Origin of the sequence: Nocardioides sp. LMS-CY, assembly GCF_018732145.1 — a bacterium.
In the GTDB taxonomy this organism is placed as follows: Bacteria; Actinomycetota; Actinomycetes; order Propionibacteriales; family Nocardioidaceae; genus Nocardioides; species Nocardioides soli.
The window spans coordinates 5,092,973-5,108,317 of record NZ_CP076104.1; the positions used below are offsets into that span (position 1 = coordinate 5,092,973).

The window sequence follows — 15,345 nt, forward strand, 5'->3', positions numbered from 1 at the left end:
GGTGTCGCCGAGAGGACAACCGATGTCGCTCACAGGACAGCTCGGGTCACACGACTCGGACGTGCGGGAGTACGGCTACGCCCTCGGGCCGCCCACCGGCATCCTGGTGCTGCACCACCGGACGGCGGCGCGGATCCACTTCGCCGAGGAGCGTGACGACTACCGCCACCGCCTCTTCTGGTCCGCCGACGGGGTGCTGGCAGCCCGGCGCGGCAGCGGCACCACCCATCTCGGGCCGCACGAGGCGTTCTGGGTCCGCCGCGGCACCGCTGTCGAGGTGACGACCTGCGGCAGGCAGTCCGTGCACCTGGTCTGCCTGCGCCAGGCGCCGCCCCTGCTGGCCGAGGTGCCCGCCGCGGCGGTCCCGATCAACCGCGAGCTCGCCGACACGGTCCGCGGCCTGTGCCGCAGCGGCGTCAGCGACGACGACGCGATGGCCGCCAAGGAACGACTGCTCGCCGGTCTTGGCCGAGCGGTCCCGCTCCTGCCCGGCGGCGGCGGTCGCGGGCTCGCCCGTCAGGTCGCCGCCGGCCTGCTGGCCGACCCGGGCGCGCCCTCCGATCTCGTGGGGTGGGCGCGCCGACTCCACACCACCACCAAGACCCTGCAGCGCGACTTCCTGCGCGAGTACGGCGTCCCGTGGTCGGTGTGGCGCACCCGGACCCGGCTCCAGGCCTCGAGGGCGCTGCTCGGACGAGCCTCGGTCACCCAGGTCGCGCACCGCGTCGGCTACGCGAGCGCGTCCGCGTACGTCGACGCGTTCCGCCGGGAGTACGGCATCACCCCGGGGCAGTGGGCGCGCGGCCAGACCGTGAGCCTGGAGTCATCGGGCTGACTTCGGCCACCATGGGGCCATGGCCCACCCCCGCGCCGGCACGCCCGCGCTCCCCGAGGACCTCGTCGACGTCGCACACCTGGTCACGGCGTACTACACCGGCGTCCCCGACCCCGACGACCCCGAGCAGCAGGTCGCGTTCGGCACGAGCGGACACCGGGGCTCCTCGCTGCGCACGGCGTTCAACGAGACGCACATCCTCGCGACGACCCAGGCGATCGTCGACTATCGGCGGTCACAGGGGTACGACGGGCCGCTGTTCCTCGGCCGCGACACCCACGGGCTCTCGGAGCCGGCGTGGGCGTCGGCGCTGGAGGTGCTGGCCGGCAACGACGTGACGGTGCTGGTCGACGACCGCGACGGCTACACGCCGACGCCGGCGGTGTCGCACGCGATCCTCCGAGCGAACCGGGGCGGCGGGACCGCCGACGGCATCGTCGTCACCCCGTCGCACAACCCGCCGAGCGACGGCGGCTTCAAGTACAACCCGCCGCACGGCGGGCCGGCCGACTCCGACGCGACGTCGGCGATCGCCGAGCGCGCCAACGAGCTGATCCGCGGTGGCCTCGCCGAGGTGCGACGGGTGCCGTTCGCGCGCGCCCGGGCCGCCGCCTCGGCGTACGACTTCCTGGGCACCTACGTCGACGACCTGCCCCACGTCGTCGACCTCGACGCGATCCGGGCGGCCGGGGTGCGGATCGGCGCGGACCCGCTGGGCGGCGCGTCGGTGGCGTACTGGGGCGAGATCGCCGACCGGCACGGGCTCGACCTGACCGTGGTGAACCCGCTGGTCGACGCGACCTGGCGGTTCATGACCCTCGACTGGGACGGCCGGATCCGGATGGACTGCTCGTCGCCGTCGGCGATGGCCTCGCTGATCGCCCAGCGCGACAGGTACGACGTCGCGACCGGCAACGACGCCGACTCCGACCGGCACGGCATCGTCACGCCGGACGCCGGGCTGATGAACCCCAACCACTTCCTGGCCGTCGCGATCGGCCACCTCTTCGGCGGTGCCCGGCCGGACTGGCCCGCGTCTGCTCGGATCGGGAAGACGCTGGTCTCCTCGTCGATGATCGACCGGGTCGCGGCCTCGCTGGGTCGCGAGCTGGTGGAGGTGCCGGTCGGCTTCAAGTGGTTCGTGCCGGGACTGATCGACGGGTCGTTCGGCTTCGGCGGCGAGGAGTCCGCGGGCGCGTCGTTCCTGCGCCGGGACGGCTCGGTCTGGACCACCGACAAGGACGGCATCATCCTCGCGCTGCTCGCCTCGGAGATCCTGGCGACCACCGGTCGCTCGCCCTCGGCCCACTACGCCGCCCTGGTCGAGCGGCACGGCGAGCCGGCGTACGCCCGCATCGACGCACCCGCCACCCGCGAACAGAAGGCGGCACTCGCCGCGCTGTCGCCCGACGACGTCACCGCGACGACGCTGGCCGGGGAGGAGATCACCGCGAAGCTCACCGAGGCGCCCGGCAACGGCGCGAAGCTCGGCGGCCTGAAGGTGACCACCGGGTCGGCGTGGTTCGCCGCCCGCCCGTCCGGCACCGAGGACGTCTACAAGATCTACGCCGAGTCCTTCCGCGGCCCCGAGCACCTCGCCGCGGTGCAGGAGGAGGCCAGGTCTGTGGTGAGCGCGGCGCTGGGGTAGGTCGTTGGCACTCGCGCTCAGGGGGCGTCCCACCGCCGAAAGCAGCAACGCTCCCGGTCGGCGCCAGGCTTCGTCGTACCTGACCTGAGTGTCGCGGAGCCGCCGGATGGGGACAGCCTTGTCGGGTGCGTGAGTCGCCTTCCGTCAGGAGACGACGGCATGTCAGGCAGGGTCGTGTGTCTGACGACGGCCCATGGCATGGTCCGAGGCAGACGACTCGAACGCTTTCCCCGACGCGCTCATCTGCCGCACTCGAAGTGGCCCGTGCGTCTATCCGCCGCCTGCCGGGCGCACCCATCAGCCGATGAGCGTGCCCTCGATCGGGCCGAAGCCGGCGAGCCCGATCTACGAGGCGTGACGCCGACTGCCATCAGGGGGTCTCTGTCCACGAATCGCCACTGTCGAGAAGCGGTCAGGATTCGAGAAGTCTCCGCTGACGAGACGGTTCTACAGTCGGGCCATGGCTACCAAGAGCACGAGCAACACATCCGACTCCGGCTTCTCCGCGGACGAGCTGGCCGCCATGAAGCAGCGCGCCGCCGAGCTGCGCGCAGAGAAGAAGGGCGGCGCGAAGAAGGCCGATGAGGCCGAGGCCTGCGTCGAGGCGATCATGGCGCTGCCGCAGCCCGACCGCGGTCTCGCCGAGGCGATCCACCGGATCGTGCTCGACGTCGCGCCAGAGCTGGACCCGAAGACGTGGTACGGCTTCCCGTCCTACGCCCGCAACGGCAAGGTCGTCGTCTTCTTCAAGCCTGCCTCGAAGTTCAAGTCCCGCTACGCCACCCTCGGGTTCGAAGAGGCTGCCCAGCTCGACGACGGCGCGATGTGGGTGACGTCATTCGCGGTGCTCGAGGTCGGCCCGGCCGAGGAGAAGGTGATCCGCACGCTCGTCAAGAAGGCACGGGGCTAGGACGCAGCGCCGCCCGCGCTCCTGGCCTCCATGTGCGCGGATCTGCCGCGGTCAGCGCGGCCGAGGGGTGCGTCGTACCGACGAGACGGTGATCTCAGGTGCGTCTATGGAACTGGACCTTCCCGGTCGGTAGGTACGTCGTCTGGTAGGTGGGGTCGTGGATGAGGGTGTGGTGCCAGGCGCACAGGGAGGCGCCATCGTGGAGGTTGGTGTGGCCGCCGTCGGCCCAGTGTTGTAGGTGGTGGGCGTGGAGGCCGGTGGTGCGGTCGCAGCCTTCGGCGCGGCAACCTCGGTCGCGCAGGAACATGGCGATCCGTTGGTGCTCGGTGTGATACCGGCTCCGCCGGCCCAGGTCCAGGGGAACGCTGTTGCCGCCGAGGACGGCGGGGATGATCCCGGCCTCGCACGCAAGCCGGCGCGCCATCGCGGGGCTGATGCGGTCGCCGGTGTCCAGCACGCCGGCCTTCTCCAGCCGGCCCGTGAGGGTGTCTTCGTCGATGACGACCACGACGGTGGCGTTGACGCCGCCGGTGGCCGGGAGTCGGTCGACCGGGTAGCGCTCGATGAGCTCGCACAGCGCCCGGCCGAGTGCCTCGGGTCCGGGCCTGCGCTCGATGCCGGGGCCCTGGGTGGCCGCGAGGTGCTTGGGTGCGGCCAGGGCCATGAGCATCTTCTTGAGTGCGGCGGCGTGGTAGGTCGGCAGCGTGAACCGGCCCCGGGTGGTGCCGTCGCCGTCGTCGGCCATCGTGAGCGAGCAGGCCCGCAGCGCGGCCACTTCCTGCCGTTGCAGGATCTCGGCTTCGTGGGCGTCGGCATCGTCGGGGGCGATGACCTCCCACAGCCGCCGGCCGAGCCGGCTCAGTGCCTTGGCGTCGTGATGACGCGCCTCGGCCAGCAGGTGCGCCTCCGCCTTCTCCCGGGTCTCGGCGCCGAGGTCGGTGGGGAGTCGGTCGACCCACCGGATGACGACCCGCGCCTGCTCGACGTCGATCTCCCCGGCCGCCAGCGCCTCACGGGTCGACGCGTGGGCCTGGAGGTCGTGGCCGAGCCGCACCGCGCCGTACGCCGCCGCCCGCGTGGTCTTCGTGGTGTGGGCCAGCCAGTTCGCCGCCGACGACGCACCGACCTCTTCGCCGACGTGGATGGTGTCGGCGTGCGCGGCGACCCGGGCCTGCAGCTCGCTGACCTGCGCCGCCAGCCGGGTCAGCGCGACCAGCGTCGCGCCGGCCTCGGCGGGGTCCATCGACCACACCGACGCATCGGCCACCGCGTCGGCGAGATCGCGCATCCGCGCGGTCGTCGTCGACACCCGGTGCCGCGGCGTGGCCTGTGCTGTCATGACCCCTACTCAAGCACCCGCCACCGACACTCAAGGCCGGAATCCCCTTGTTCCACAGGGCTCTGGGTCACGAACAGGTCACGATCCAGCGCGTTCATCCACACCCGAGTCGATGTCTGCGGAGGGGTGGTTTCGAGACAGGCGCTAGCGCGCCTTCCTCAACCACCGTGATCCTGAGGACGGTGGTTGAGGAGGTTGCGCTAGCAACCGTCTCGAAACCACCACGACCAACGCGACCCAGTCCCGACCACAGCCCGACGCCCCGACGGGTGGTTTCGAGACAGGCGCCAGCGCGCCTTCCTCAACCACCGTGACCCCCGACGACGGTGGTTGAGGAGGTTGCGCTAGTAACCGTCTCGAAACCCACCCAGCCAACGCGCGTCCCGACCACAGGTCGGCGTCCTCCCGCTAGGCGCCAACTGGGTGCGCGGGAGGAGCCGTCAAGGACGGCGAAGCCGCCGCAGGGAATCCTTGACGGCGGAGGACGCGCGCCCATACTGGCGCCGCCGGGAGGACGACGACACTCCCCGACGCGGGACAGGTGGTTTCGAGACAGGCGCTAGCGCGCCTTCCTCAACCACCGTGGGCGCGCCTTCCTCAACCACCGTGGACGCGCCTCCCTCAACCACCGTGGACGCGCCTCCCTCAACCACCGTGAGCGCACGTTCACACCTCAACCACCGGGGCCGGGCTAGGTTGGGGCGCGTGGGCGTGATCGAGACCGCGGGTCTGACCAAGGAGTACCCGGGGGTCACCGCGCTCGACCGTCTCGACGTCACCGTCGGCGAGGGCGTCACCGGACTGGTGGGCGCGAACGGCGCGGGCAAGTCGACGCTGATCAAGATCCTGCTCGGGCTGGTGCCGGCGACCGGCGGGACGGCACGGGTGCTGGGCCACGACGTCGCCACCGACGGCGGCCGGATCCGGAGCCTGGTCGGCTACATGCCCGAGCACGACTGCCTGCCGGCCGACGTGTCCGCGAGCGACCTGGTCGTGCACCTGGGCCAGATGTCCGGCCTGCCGTACGCCGCGGCGCGGGAGCGCGCCTCCGACGTGCTGCGCCACGTCGGGCTCGCGGAGGAGCGCTACCGGCCGATCGGCGGCTACTCGACCGGCATGAAGCAGCGCGCGAAGCTCGCCCAGGCGCTCGTGCACGACCCACGGCTGGTGCTGCTCGACGAGCCGACCAACGGCCTCGACCCGTCCTCGCGCGACGACATGCTCTCGCTGGTGCGCCGGATCGGGACCGAGTTCGGGATCGCCGTGCTGGTCACCTCCCACCTGCTCGGCGAATTGGAGCGGATCAGCGACCACGTCGTCGTCCTCGACGGAGGCCGCCTGCTCCAGTCGTCGGCGACCACCGACTTCCTGCACGCCACCGGGAGCCTGCTCGTGGAGGTGCAGGGGCGCCACGACGCCGATCAGGTGCTGGGCCAGGCACTCGTCGACGCCGGCCTGGCCGCGCGACCCGCGGGCGACGCGTTGATCGAGGTCGACATCCGCGACGAGCGGACGGCCGACGTCGTCCGCGACCTGGCCGTCGACCTCGGCCTGGGGCTGGTGCGCCTGCAGGAGCGCCACCACCGGATCGAGGACGTCTTCCGCGAGGGAGGTGCCGGCAGTGTCCAGCCCACCTGAACCGCAGGCCGCGCCCACCGGGGTCATCCACGACCTCGGCTACCGGCCGTACGCCGGCCCGCGCCTCGGCGAGCGCAAGGTCGCCGAGGCGTTCTTCCTGACCGGACTGCGCAACACCTACGGACTCGGCCGGTCGGCACGCTCGAAGGTGCTGCCGATGGGCCTGCTCGGCCTGATGCTGCTGCCCGCGCTGATCCTCGTCGGCGTGCTGGTGCAGGCCCGGAACCTCCTCGGGCTGGACGAGCAGATCGTCGCGTACTCGACGTACCCGCTCACCACCCAGGTGCTGATCTCGGTCTTCGTGGCCGCCCAGGCGCCGGCGCTGATCTCGCGGGACCTGCGGTTCAGCACGATCACGCTCTACCTCGCCCGGCCGATGCGGCGGTCGGTCTACGTGCTGGTCCGGATCGCGTCGCTGACCGTCGCGACGTTCGTGCTGATCGCCGCTCCGCTGCTGCTGATGTACGTCGGCGGGCTGCTCGCCGACCTGCCGTTCGGCCGCGAGACCGGGCGCTTCCTCGCGGCCATCGTGGGCGCCGTGCTGCTGTCGGCCTGCCTCGCCGGGCCGGCAGCCGTGGTCGCGGCGCTGACGATCCGGCGCGGGCTGGCGGTGGCCGCGGTGATCGTCGTGCTGCTCGTCAGCTACACGGTCGTCGCGACGATCCAGGGCATCTCCTACGACTCCGGCCACGAGTCCGTCGGCGAGGTCGCCGGGCTGTTCTCGCCGTACACCCTCGTCAACGGCGTGCAGGTCTTCCTCTTCGACTCCCCCGCGGCGACCAGGACGCCACCGGACGGCACCGCGATGGGCGTCCTGTACTGCGTCGCGACCGTGCTCCTCGTCGCGGGATCGATCGGCATCCTGATGCTCCGCTACCGGAGGATCAGGACATGACGGAGATCCGTATCGACCACGTCTCCCGCTGGTTCCGCAACGTCGTCGCCGTCAACGACGTCACGATGACGATCGGCCCCGGCGTCACCGGCCTGCTCGGCCCCAACGGCGCCGGCAAGTCCACGCTGATCGCGCTGATGTCGGGCTTCCTCGCGCCGTCCGCAGGCAGCGTCACACTCGACGACGAGCCGCTGTGGCGCAACGAGCGCGTCTACCGCCGGATCGGCCTGGTACCCGAGCGCGAGGCGCTCTTCGACTACCTGACCGGGCGGCAGTTCGTGGTCGCGAACGCCGAGCTGCACGGCCTCGCCGACGCCGGCGCCGCCGCCCAGCGGGCGATCGCCCTGATCGAGATGACCGACGCACAGGACCGCCGGATCTCCACCTACTCCAAGGGGATGCGGCAGCGGATCAAGATGGCCTCCGCGCTCGTGCACGACCCCGCCGTGCTGCTGCTCGACGAGCCGTTCAACGGGATGGACCCGCGGCAGCGGATCCACCTGATGGAGCTGCTGCGCACCATGGGCGCCGAGGGCCGCACCGTGCTCTTCAGCTCGCACATCCTCGAGGAGGTCGAGCAGGTGGCCCGCCAGATCGAGGTCGTCGTCGCGGGGCGGCACGCCGCGTCCGGGGACTTCGGGGCGATCCGGCGGCTGATGACCGATCGGCCCAACCGGTTCGTGCTCCGCACCGGCGACGACCGGCTGCTGGCCTCGGTACTGCTGGCCGAGCCGTCGGTCTGTGGCGCGCGGCTGCGCTCCGAGGGCGGGATCGAGCTTGAGGCGTCCGACTTCGGTCGATTCAGCGAGGTGCTGCCACGGCTCGCCCGCGAGCACGGCGTACGCCTGCACGAGGTGACCCCGACCGACGAGTCGCTCGAGAGCGTCTTCTCCTACCTGGTGGCCCCGTGACGTCCCGGGTGATCTCGCGAACGATCGCCCGGCTGGGCGTGCGCAGCATCTTCGGTCAGTGGCGGGGCGTGCTGCTGTTCGTGCTGGCGCTGGTGCTGATCGCCCTGGCCGTCCTGGTGCGCGCGCTCGTCGGCCAGGACGAGACGGCCAGCGAGCACACCCTCGACCGGCTCGGGCTGGCCGTGATCGCGCCGCTGGTCGCACTGCTGGCCACCTCCGGCCTGCTCGCCCCCGAGATCGACGACGGGTCGATCTCCTACCTGCTGGCCAAGCCCATCTCGCGCTACACGATCATCGGCAGCAAGCTCGTCGTGGCGATCGGATGCAGCCTGGCCTTCGGCGCCGTGCCGATGCTCGTCGCCGGCCTGGTCGTGCGGACGGGCGATCCGTCGCTGGCCCTCGGATTCGCCGTCGGGGCGGCGGTGGGCGGCGCGGCGTACTGCGCGCTCTTCGCGCTGCTCTCGGTGCTCACCCGGCATGCCGTCGTGATCGGCCTGGTCTACCTGCTGATCTGGGAGGGGCTGCTGGGTGGGCTGCTCGACGGGGTGCGCTGGCTGAGCATCACCCGCTGGTCCGGCGAGATCGTCGATGAGCTGGCCGGCCTGTCCCTGGTGGGGGGCCTCTCGGTCGTGTACGCCGTGGTCGCGGCGGTCGTGGTCGTGGTCGGCGGCACCTGGCTGAGCGGGCGGCGGCTCCGGGCCTTCAACCTCACCGGCGACGAGTAGACCGCCGCCCACGCACAGACGACCAGCGCCGCCCCGACGTACGCGTTGCCGACGACGTGCTCGATCGGGCTCCACGCGTACTCACGACCGTCGCCCCACGGCGGCCACAGCATCGGCCGCGCCACGAACACGGCGACCCAGGCCGCGGCCGCCCAGCGGCTGCGCCCCCAGAGCGCCAGCGCGACCGGCACCGCCCACACCCAGTGGTGCGACCACGACATCGGCGAGGCCAGGAGCATGGCGAGGGCCGCCAGGCCGGTGCCGAGCACGCGGTCGCGGCGCCACCACCGCGCGGCCGTCCAGAGCACGCCGAGGGCGAGCGGGCCGGCGACCGCCAGCCACACAACGGTCGGCCGCGGGCCGCCCAGGAGGCGGGTGAGCGCCCCGTCGATCGACTGGTTGTGGGCCAGGGCCGGCGGGCCGATCCGCGTCGGGTCGAGCAGGCCGTGCGTCCAGTACGACGCCGCCGGCCGGGGCATCGCCGCGAACCCGACCGCGACGGTGGCGGCGAACGCCAGCGCCGCCCGCGCCGCCGACGCCCGGCGCCCGATCAGCACCAGCAGGACGACGAAGACCAGCGGCGTCAGCTTCACCCCCGCGGCGATGCCGACCAGCACGCCGGAGAGCCGGCGCTCGGGACGCAGCACGTCCACGAGCACCGCCAGCATCAGCAGCAGGTTGAGCTGCCCGAAGACGACGTTCTGCCAGACCGGCTCCAGCGCCAGTGCGGCGGCGCACAGCGCAACGACGAGCCACCCGTCGGTCGGCCGACCCTGCGCGCGGCGTACGACGTGCACGGCGGCCGCGAGCGCGGCGGCCGACGCGCCCGTCAGGAGCGCGGCCGCCGCCCACGTCGGCAGCACGGCCAGCGGCACCATCAGCACCGCCGCGAACGGCGGATAGGTGAACGGCAGCCCCATCACCGGGTCGCGGGAGCCGTAGACCGAGAGCCCGTCGAGCACGTGCTGGCCGGCGTACCGGTAGACGAACAGGTCGGTGAACCCGCCCCGGCTCGCGCCCCAGACCGCCGCCACCCCGACCAGGACCGCCATCGCGGCCGGAGCGGACCGCGCCAGAGCGAGCAGGCGTCCCACCTCTCGCAGGCTAGGCGGCTGCCGGGTCCGGATCGAGGGGTGCGAGATGAGAATCCGTCGTACCGCAGATCGGGGACCCGCCCACCGCTCGCGGCCGGACCCACTCCCGCGTCGACCATGCTCGACGGGCGCGGAGGGAGGATGCCGTGGCACGACTGCTGCGCCGGCTCGGCCACTTCTGCGCGCGGCACGGGCTGGTGGTCATCGCGGTCTGGGTGCTGATCGTGCTCGGCGTGGGCGGGGTCGTCGCGGGCATCGGAGCGCAGACCAACAACGACCTGTCGCTCCCGGGCACCGACAGCCAGGCGGCGAAGGACCTGCTCCAGGATCGCTTCCCACCGCAGCAGAACGGCGTCAACCCGATCGTCTTCGACGTCTCGAAGGGCAAGCTGACCGACGACGCCTACAAGCAGGCCGTCAACGAGTCGGTGCAGGCGATCCGCCAGGAGCCGCACGTCTCCAGCGCGACCAGCCCGCTCAGCAGCGCCGGCCACAACGCCGGACTGGTCGCGAAGGACGGGCAGACGGCGTTCGCGCCGGTGCTGCTCGACATCGGCTCGGGCGACCTGACGCCGGAGATCGCCCAGGGCATCGTGGACGCCACGAAGCCCGCGCAGGACGCCGGGGTGACGATCGCGGCCGCCGGGTCGATCGGCTCGACGCTCTCGACCGACGACTCCGAGACCAGCGAGATCGTCGGCATCGTCGCGGCGATGATCATCCTGAGCTTCGTGCTCGGCAGCCTGGTCGCGATGGGACTGCCGATCATCACCGCCGTGGTCGGCCTGGTCGTGGCGCTGTCGGTGGTCGGGCTGCTCGGCCACGTCTTCGCGATCCCGTCGAGCGGGCCGACGCTCGCCACCATGATCGGCCTCGGCGTCGGCATCGACTACGCGCTCTTCCTGATCACCCGACACCAGGACCACCTGCGGGACGGCCGGTCGGTCGTCGACTCGGTGGCCGAGTCGGTGGCGACCTCCGGCAGCGCGATCGTCTTCGCCGGATGCACGGTGGTGATCGCGCTCCTGGCGCTCGGCGTCGCCGGCATCCCGCTGGTGAGCACGCTCGGCCTGGCGTCCGCGATCGCGGTGGTCGCCGCGGTGCTGGTCGCGATCACCCTGCTCCCGGCGTTCCTCGGCCTGCTCGGGCACCGGATCAGGTGGCTGTCGCTGCCGGCCTTCCTGCGCCCGAAGCGCAAGCACGGCACCGGTCTGTGGGCACGCTGGGCCGGCGTCGTACGCCGCCACCCGGTCATCGTGACGGTGGTGTCGCTGGCGGCGCTGGTGCCGCTGATCATTCCGGTGTTCTCGCTCGAGCTCGGCCAGGAGGACGTCGGCGCGACCTCGCCCGACACGACCGAGCGGCAGGCCTACGACCTGATCACCGACGGGTTCGGCGTCGGCTACAACGGCCCGCTCCAGGTCGCCTCGGCGTTCGATCCCGTGGCGGCGCCGAGCGAGGAGTACACGAAGAAGTACGACGAGGCGCAGTCGCTCCAGCAGGACCTGGAGAAGAAGCAGAAGCAGCTCCCGAAGCAGCAGCAACAGCTCGAGGCCCAGCAGCGACAGCTCGAGCAGCAGCAGGCGAGCCTGCAGGACCAGCAGGCGGCGCTGGAGCGACAGGCCGGTCAGCTCCAGCGCGAACAGGCCGACCTCGAGAGCCAGGCGACCGCGCTCCAGGCGCAGCAGCAGCGACTCGAGACGCAGCAGGCGCGGCTGCAGGCGCAGCGCTCGGCCCTGGAGCGACAGGCCCGCGAGCTGGCCGACCGGATCCGGCCGCTCGCGCGCGAGCTGGTGCGGCTCGGGGCGCGCGAGCGCCTGCTCGAGCGGCGGATCGACCGTGCCCAGGGCCATCCGGCCCGGGTCGACCGGTTGCGCGAGCGTCTCGCCGACGTACGCAAGCGCCAGACCGTGGTCCACGACCGGCTGGCTCCGCTGACGGCACGGGCCCGGGTGCTCGGCGAGCGTGCTCGGCGCCTGGCCGGTCAGGCCGCCGCGCTGACCCGGCAGGCCGACCAGCTGCGGCAGCAGGCCGACGCGCTCCAGCGCCAGAAGGCGTCGCTGGAGCAGCAGGCCGCCGCACTCCAGCGTCAGGGCGACCGGCTGCAGCAGCAGGGGGCCGCGCTCCAGCGCCAGGGCGACGAGCTGCAGCAGCAGGCGAACGAGCTCAAGGCCGAGCAACAGCAGGCCGAGCAGGAGCAGCAGCAGGCCGAGCAGCTCAAGAAGGAGCTGACCGACATGATGACGCAGGCCGGGGGCGACGACCGCGGCACGGACCCCCGCGTCGTTGCGCTGCAGAAGAGCCTGACCGCCACCTCGGGTGTGGTCGCACTGACGCCGCCGCAGATCAACAAGGAGGGCGACGTGGTGCTGCTCTCGGCCGTGCCGTCGACCTCACCCGCCTCCGACGACACCGCGGACCTGGTCGGCGTGGTCCGCGACAGCGTGCTGCCCGAGACCAACAAGGGGGCGGGTGTCATCTCCCACGTGGGCGGCTACACGGCGTCGTACGTCGACCTCGCGTCGCTGATCTCGGCCCGGCTGCTGCTCGTGATCGGGACGGTCATCCTGCTCGGCTTCCTGCTGCTGATGGTCGCCTTCCGGTCGCTGCTGATCCCGCTCCAGGCGGCGGTCACCAACCTGCTCTCGGCGGCGGCCGCGTTCGGGGTGCTGACCGCGGCGTTCCAGTGGGGCTGGGGGATCTCGCTGCTCGGCATCGACACGGCGGACAGCAGCGTGCCGATCGCCAGCTACGTCCCGCTGATGATGTTCGCCGGCCTCTTCGGGCTGTCGATGGACTACGAGGTCTTCCTGGTCAGCCACGTCCAGCAGCACCACCACGCCGGGGAGGAGGCCCGTGCCGCCGTACGGTCGGCGCTCGCGTCGAGCGCGCGCATCACGACGGCCGCGGCGCTGATCATGGCGTCGGTGTTCGCCAGCTTCATCCTCAACGACGACCCGACGATCAAGCAGTTCGGCGTGGGGCTGTCGGTGGCCGTGCTGCTCGCCGGGATCCTCGTGGTCACCCTGGCGCCCGCCGCACTGGTGCTCTTCGGCCGCGCCGCGTGGTGGCTGCCACGCTGGCTCGACCGGCTGCTGCCCCACGTCTCGATCGAGGGCGAGTCCGCGGCCGAGCCGGAGCCCGGCCCCGCCGCACCGCCCGCTCAGTCCGGGAGCGGCACCCGCAGGAAGGTCGGCCGATAGAGCGTCGGGTCCGCGCGGATCTTGTCGAAGTCGGTGTTGTTGCGGCTGTACGACGCCACCATGGTGCCCCGCTCCGGAAGGATCCGCGGGTGGGCCAGCGGCATGTAGGTCACGGCGCCCGCGGCCGAGTCGGAGGCGATCGTCGCGACCGGGTCGGTCGGCGCGAACGGCCCGGTCGGCCCCGGCGCGGTCCAGAACACGAGCTGGTCGCCGAGGTCGCCGTCCCGCTTGCTCAGGGCGTACCACCGGCCACCCTGGTGGAAGACGCTCAGGGTCTGCGAGACGCCGCCCTCGGCGGGCACGAGCGCGGCCGCCCGGTCGGGGCTGCGCTGCCAGCCGGACCCGTCCCAGAACCGCCACTTCGCCGCGTCGAGCACGTCGTCGGGGCGCACCCGGGCGACGTGGAGGGAGAAGCCGAAGACGCCGTCCTGCCCGGGACGCGCGGTGCCGTAGGCGTAGACCCAGCCGTCGTCGACGGCGAGCGCCGCGCCCCACGCCGGCCGCGCCGGGTCGGCGTCGTCGGCGCCGAGATCCTTCGTCGCGATCAGCTGGGGCGCGCCGCCCGCCCGCACGACGAAGACCGCGAGCGCGGGCCCCAGGTTGGCGAAGTCGAAGGAGCCGCCACCGGTGGATCTCACCCGCTGGGTCGAGACGAGGACGAGGTCGTACCCCGGTCGATGAGCCACCGCGCTCGACATCGGCCAGTACCCGACGCCGTCCAGCCGGTCGGGGATCAGCGCGCCCTTCGACGGCGGCAGCACCACCGACACGCAGTCGGTGTCCCACAGCAGCATCGAGTTGCGGGCCAGCGAGGGGCCGTCGAACGACGGGCCGCGCAGCGTGTCGCCGAAGACGAGCAGGAAGCGCCCGTCCTGGAGTCGGACGTCCGCCCCGACGTCGGCGCCCTGGAACGCCGGCGTGCCCTGGAGCGTCGAGATCTGGTGGTTGAGGTCGCGGACGCTGCGCGGCCGACCCGCCCGGTCGACGCACGTCGTCTCGGAGGCGACGCTCGGCAGCCGCTTCGCCGTGGCGACGTCGGCCGGCAGGTAGGCGACCGCGACCGCCATCAGCACGGCCAGCGGCAGCACCGAGCCGACCACCCAGAGCCGCCAGTGCCGACGCGGCATCGCGGTGCTCGACGTCGCCCGGGGCGGTCGCCGGAACTGCGCGCTGAACACCAGCACCAGCACGGCGACGACGGCGGCGGCCCCCACCACCAGGGCCGGCTGGGTCGCGCGGCCCGGGTCGAGGTAGGCGACCGCGGCGAGGGCCCGCTGGGCGGACCCGGTCGGCGTCCACGGCGACACCTCCGGCCACGGCGCCGGGAGCAGGTAGTGGCTGGTGCCGGCGAGCAGCGGGGTCGCCAGCACGAAGTAGAGGGCCGCCACGGCGGCGATGCCGACGAGGCCCGCCAGCGCCTCGACGGCCAGGGTGACCGCGCCCGTCATGAAGACGTACGCCGCGCCGATGCCCACGACCCGGAGGTCGTCCCCGGGCAGCCGGGTCGCGGGCAGCAGCTGGAGCAGCCCGGCCCCGGCGACGGACGCCGCCGCGAGCCCCAGCAGCCGGAGCACCCCGCGGCCGGTCGTCGCGGCGACCGGCCCGCGCATCAGCGACACGACCACGGCGTACCCGAACCCGAGCAGGCCGCACAGCATGACGTACCGCCGGATGCGCTCGGCGGCGTCCGCGCCCGACGTCACGACGGGTCGCACCTCGAGCGTCCGGCCGCGAGCCTTCTCGACCGCGACCAGGCGGTCGGTCACCGCGTCGGTCAGGTCGGGATCGTGGCGCGGGTTGACCAGCAGCACGTCGCGGGTCTCGCGCAGGTCGACGAGGATGGCTGCCACGGAGGTGCCGTCGCGGACCGCCGCCCGGGCCTCGTCGGGGTCGTCGGTCCAGTCCGCCGCGAACGGCGCGCCGGGCAGCGCATCGGCCTCGACCGCGAGCTCGTGCGCCACGACGGCCGGTGCGGTGACCAGCACCGGGACCCGGTGCGGCTCGCGGGCGCCCTGCAGCAGCGTGGCGAGGAGGACCGCCTGGACGCCGATGACGACCAGGCACGCGACCAGGGTCCACCGGCGGGCGCGAAGGTGCCCGGCCACGTCACCTCCCTGCTCGTCCGACGCCCGTCATTGTGGCGTGGC

The 15,345-nt window shown here is 72.7% G+C and carries 10 protein-coding genes and 1 pseudogene; 8 read left to right on the plus strand and 3 right to left on the minus strand.

What is annotated here, in order from left to right:
• Positions 1-22 precede the first annotated feature (22 nt).
• The 3 genes from KM427_RS24040 (at position 23) to KM427_RS24050 (ending at position 3,393) form a co-directional block, all read left to right on the plus strand.
• Complete coding sequence (locus tag KM427_RS24040) at positions 23-835, plus strand: AraC family transcriptional regulator (RefSeq protein ID WP_215525586.1); 813 nt, start codon at positions 23-25, stop codon at positions 833-835.
• Between the two features lie 19 nt (positions 836-854).
• Positions 855-2,483, plus strand: a complete 1,629-nt coding sequence (gene pgm / locus KM427_RS24045; RefSeq protein WP_215525587.1) for a phosphoglucomutase (alpha-D-glucose-1,6-bisphosphate-dependent) — start codon at positions 855-857, stop codon at positions 2,481-2,483.
• A 460-nt stretch (positions 2,484-2,943) separates the two neighbouring features.
• The gene (locus tag KM427_RS24050; RefSeq protein WP_215525588.1) at positions 2,944-3,393 is read left to right on the plus strand and encodes an iron chaperone; all 450 of its coding nucleotides are present in this window, start codon (positions 2,944-2,946) and stop codon (positions 3,391-3,393) included.
• 94 nt (positions 3,394-3,487) lie between these two features.
• Here KM427_RS24050 and KM427_RS24055 read toward each other — a convergent pair whose 3' ends face one another.
• The gene (locus KM427_RS24055; RefSeq protein ID WP_215525589.1) at positions 3,488-4,732 is read right to left on the minus strand and encodes an HNH endonuclease signature motif containing protein; all 1,245 of its coding nucleotides are present in this window, start codon (positions 4,730-4,732) and stop codon (positions 3,488-3,490) included.
• Between the two features lie 705 nt (positions 4,733-5,437).
• Between KM427_RS24055 and KM427_RS24060 the strand changes: the two genes are divergently transcribed.
• From KM427_RS24060 to KM427_RS25665, 4 genes are read left to right on the plus strand one after another with little or no spacing between them, the layout of a single operon-like run.
• Complete coding sequence (locus KM427_RS24060) at positions 5,438-6,370, plus strand: ABC transporter ATP-binding protein (protein ID WP_252274835.1); 933 nt, start codon at positions 5,438-5,440, stop codon at positions 6,368-6,370.
• Entirely contained in the window at positions 6,354-7,265 is a 912-nt protein-coding gene (locus KM427_RS24065; protein WP_215525590.1) for an ABC transporter permease, read from the plus strand. Before KM427_RS24060 ends, KM427_RS24065 begins: the two co-directional genes overlap by 17 nt.
• Positions 7,262-8,176, plus strand: coding sequence for an ABC transporter ATP-binding protein (locus KM427_RS24070; protein ID WP_215525591.1), 915 nt, complete (start codon positions 7,262-7,264; stop codon positions 8,174-8,176). The genes KM427_RS24065 and KM427_RS24070 overlap by 4 nt, the downstream gene beginning before the upstream one ends.
• The gene (locus tag KM427_RS25665) at positions 8,173-8,901 is read left to right on the plus strand and encodes an ABC transporter permease subunit (RefSeq protein WP_252274837.1); all 729 of its coding nucleotides are present in this window, start codon (positions 8,173-8,175) and stop codon (positions 8,899-8,901) included. Before KM427_RS24070 ends, KM427_RS25665 begins: the two co-directional genes overlap by 4 nt.
• A 281-nt stretch (positions 8,902-9,182) precedes the next feature.
• On the opposite strand, the pseudogene KM427_RS25670 reads toward KM427_RS25665, so the two are convergent.
• Positions 9,183-9,953, minus strand: a pseudogene (locus tag KM427_RS25670) (glycosyltransferase 87 family protein); the annotation flags it as partial.
• A 188-nt stretch (positions 9,954-10,141) separates the two neighbouring features.
• On the opposite strand from KM427_RS25670, the gene KM427_RS24080 reads away from it, so the two are divergent.
• Positions 10,142-13,198: an MMPL family transporter gene (locus KM427_RS24080; protein ID WP_215525593.1), complete on the plus strand. Its 3,057-nt coding sequence runs from the start codon at positions 10,142-10,144 to the stop codon at positions 13,196-13,198.
• On the opposite strand, the gene KM427_RS24085 is transcribed toward KM427_RS24080, so the two are convergent.
• A complete protein-coding gene (locus tag KM427_RS24085; RefSeq protein WP_215525594.1) occupies positions 13,159-15,303 on the minus strand; it encodes a DUF5005 domain-containing protein in 2,145 nt (714 codons plus the stop codon). The two genes, KM427_RS24080 and KM427_RS24085, sit on opposite strands and share 40 nt — an antisense overlap.
• Between the last annotated feature and the right edge of the window lie 42 nt (positions 15,304-15,345).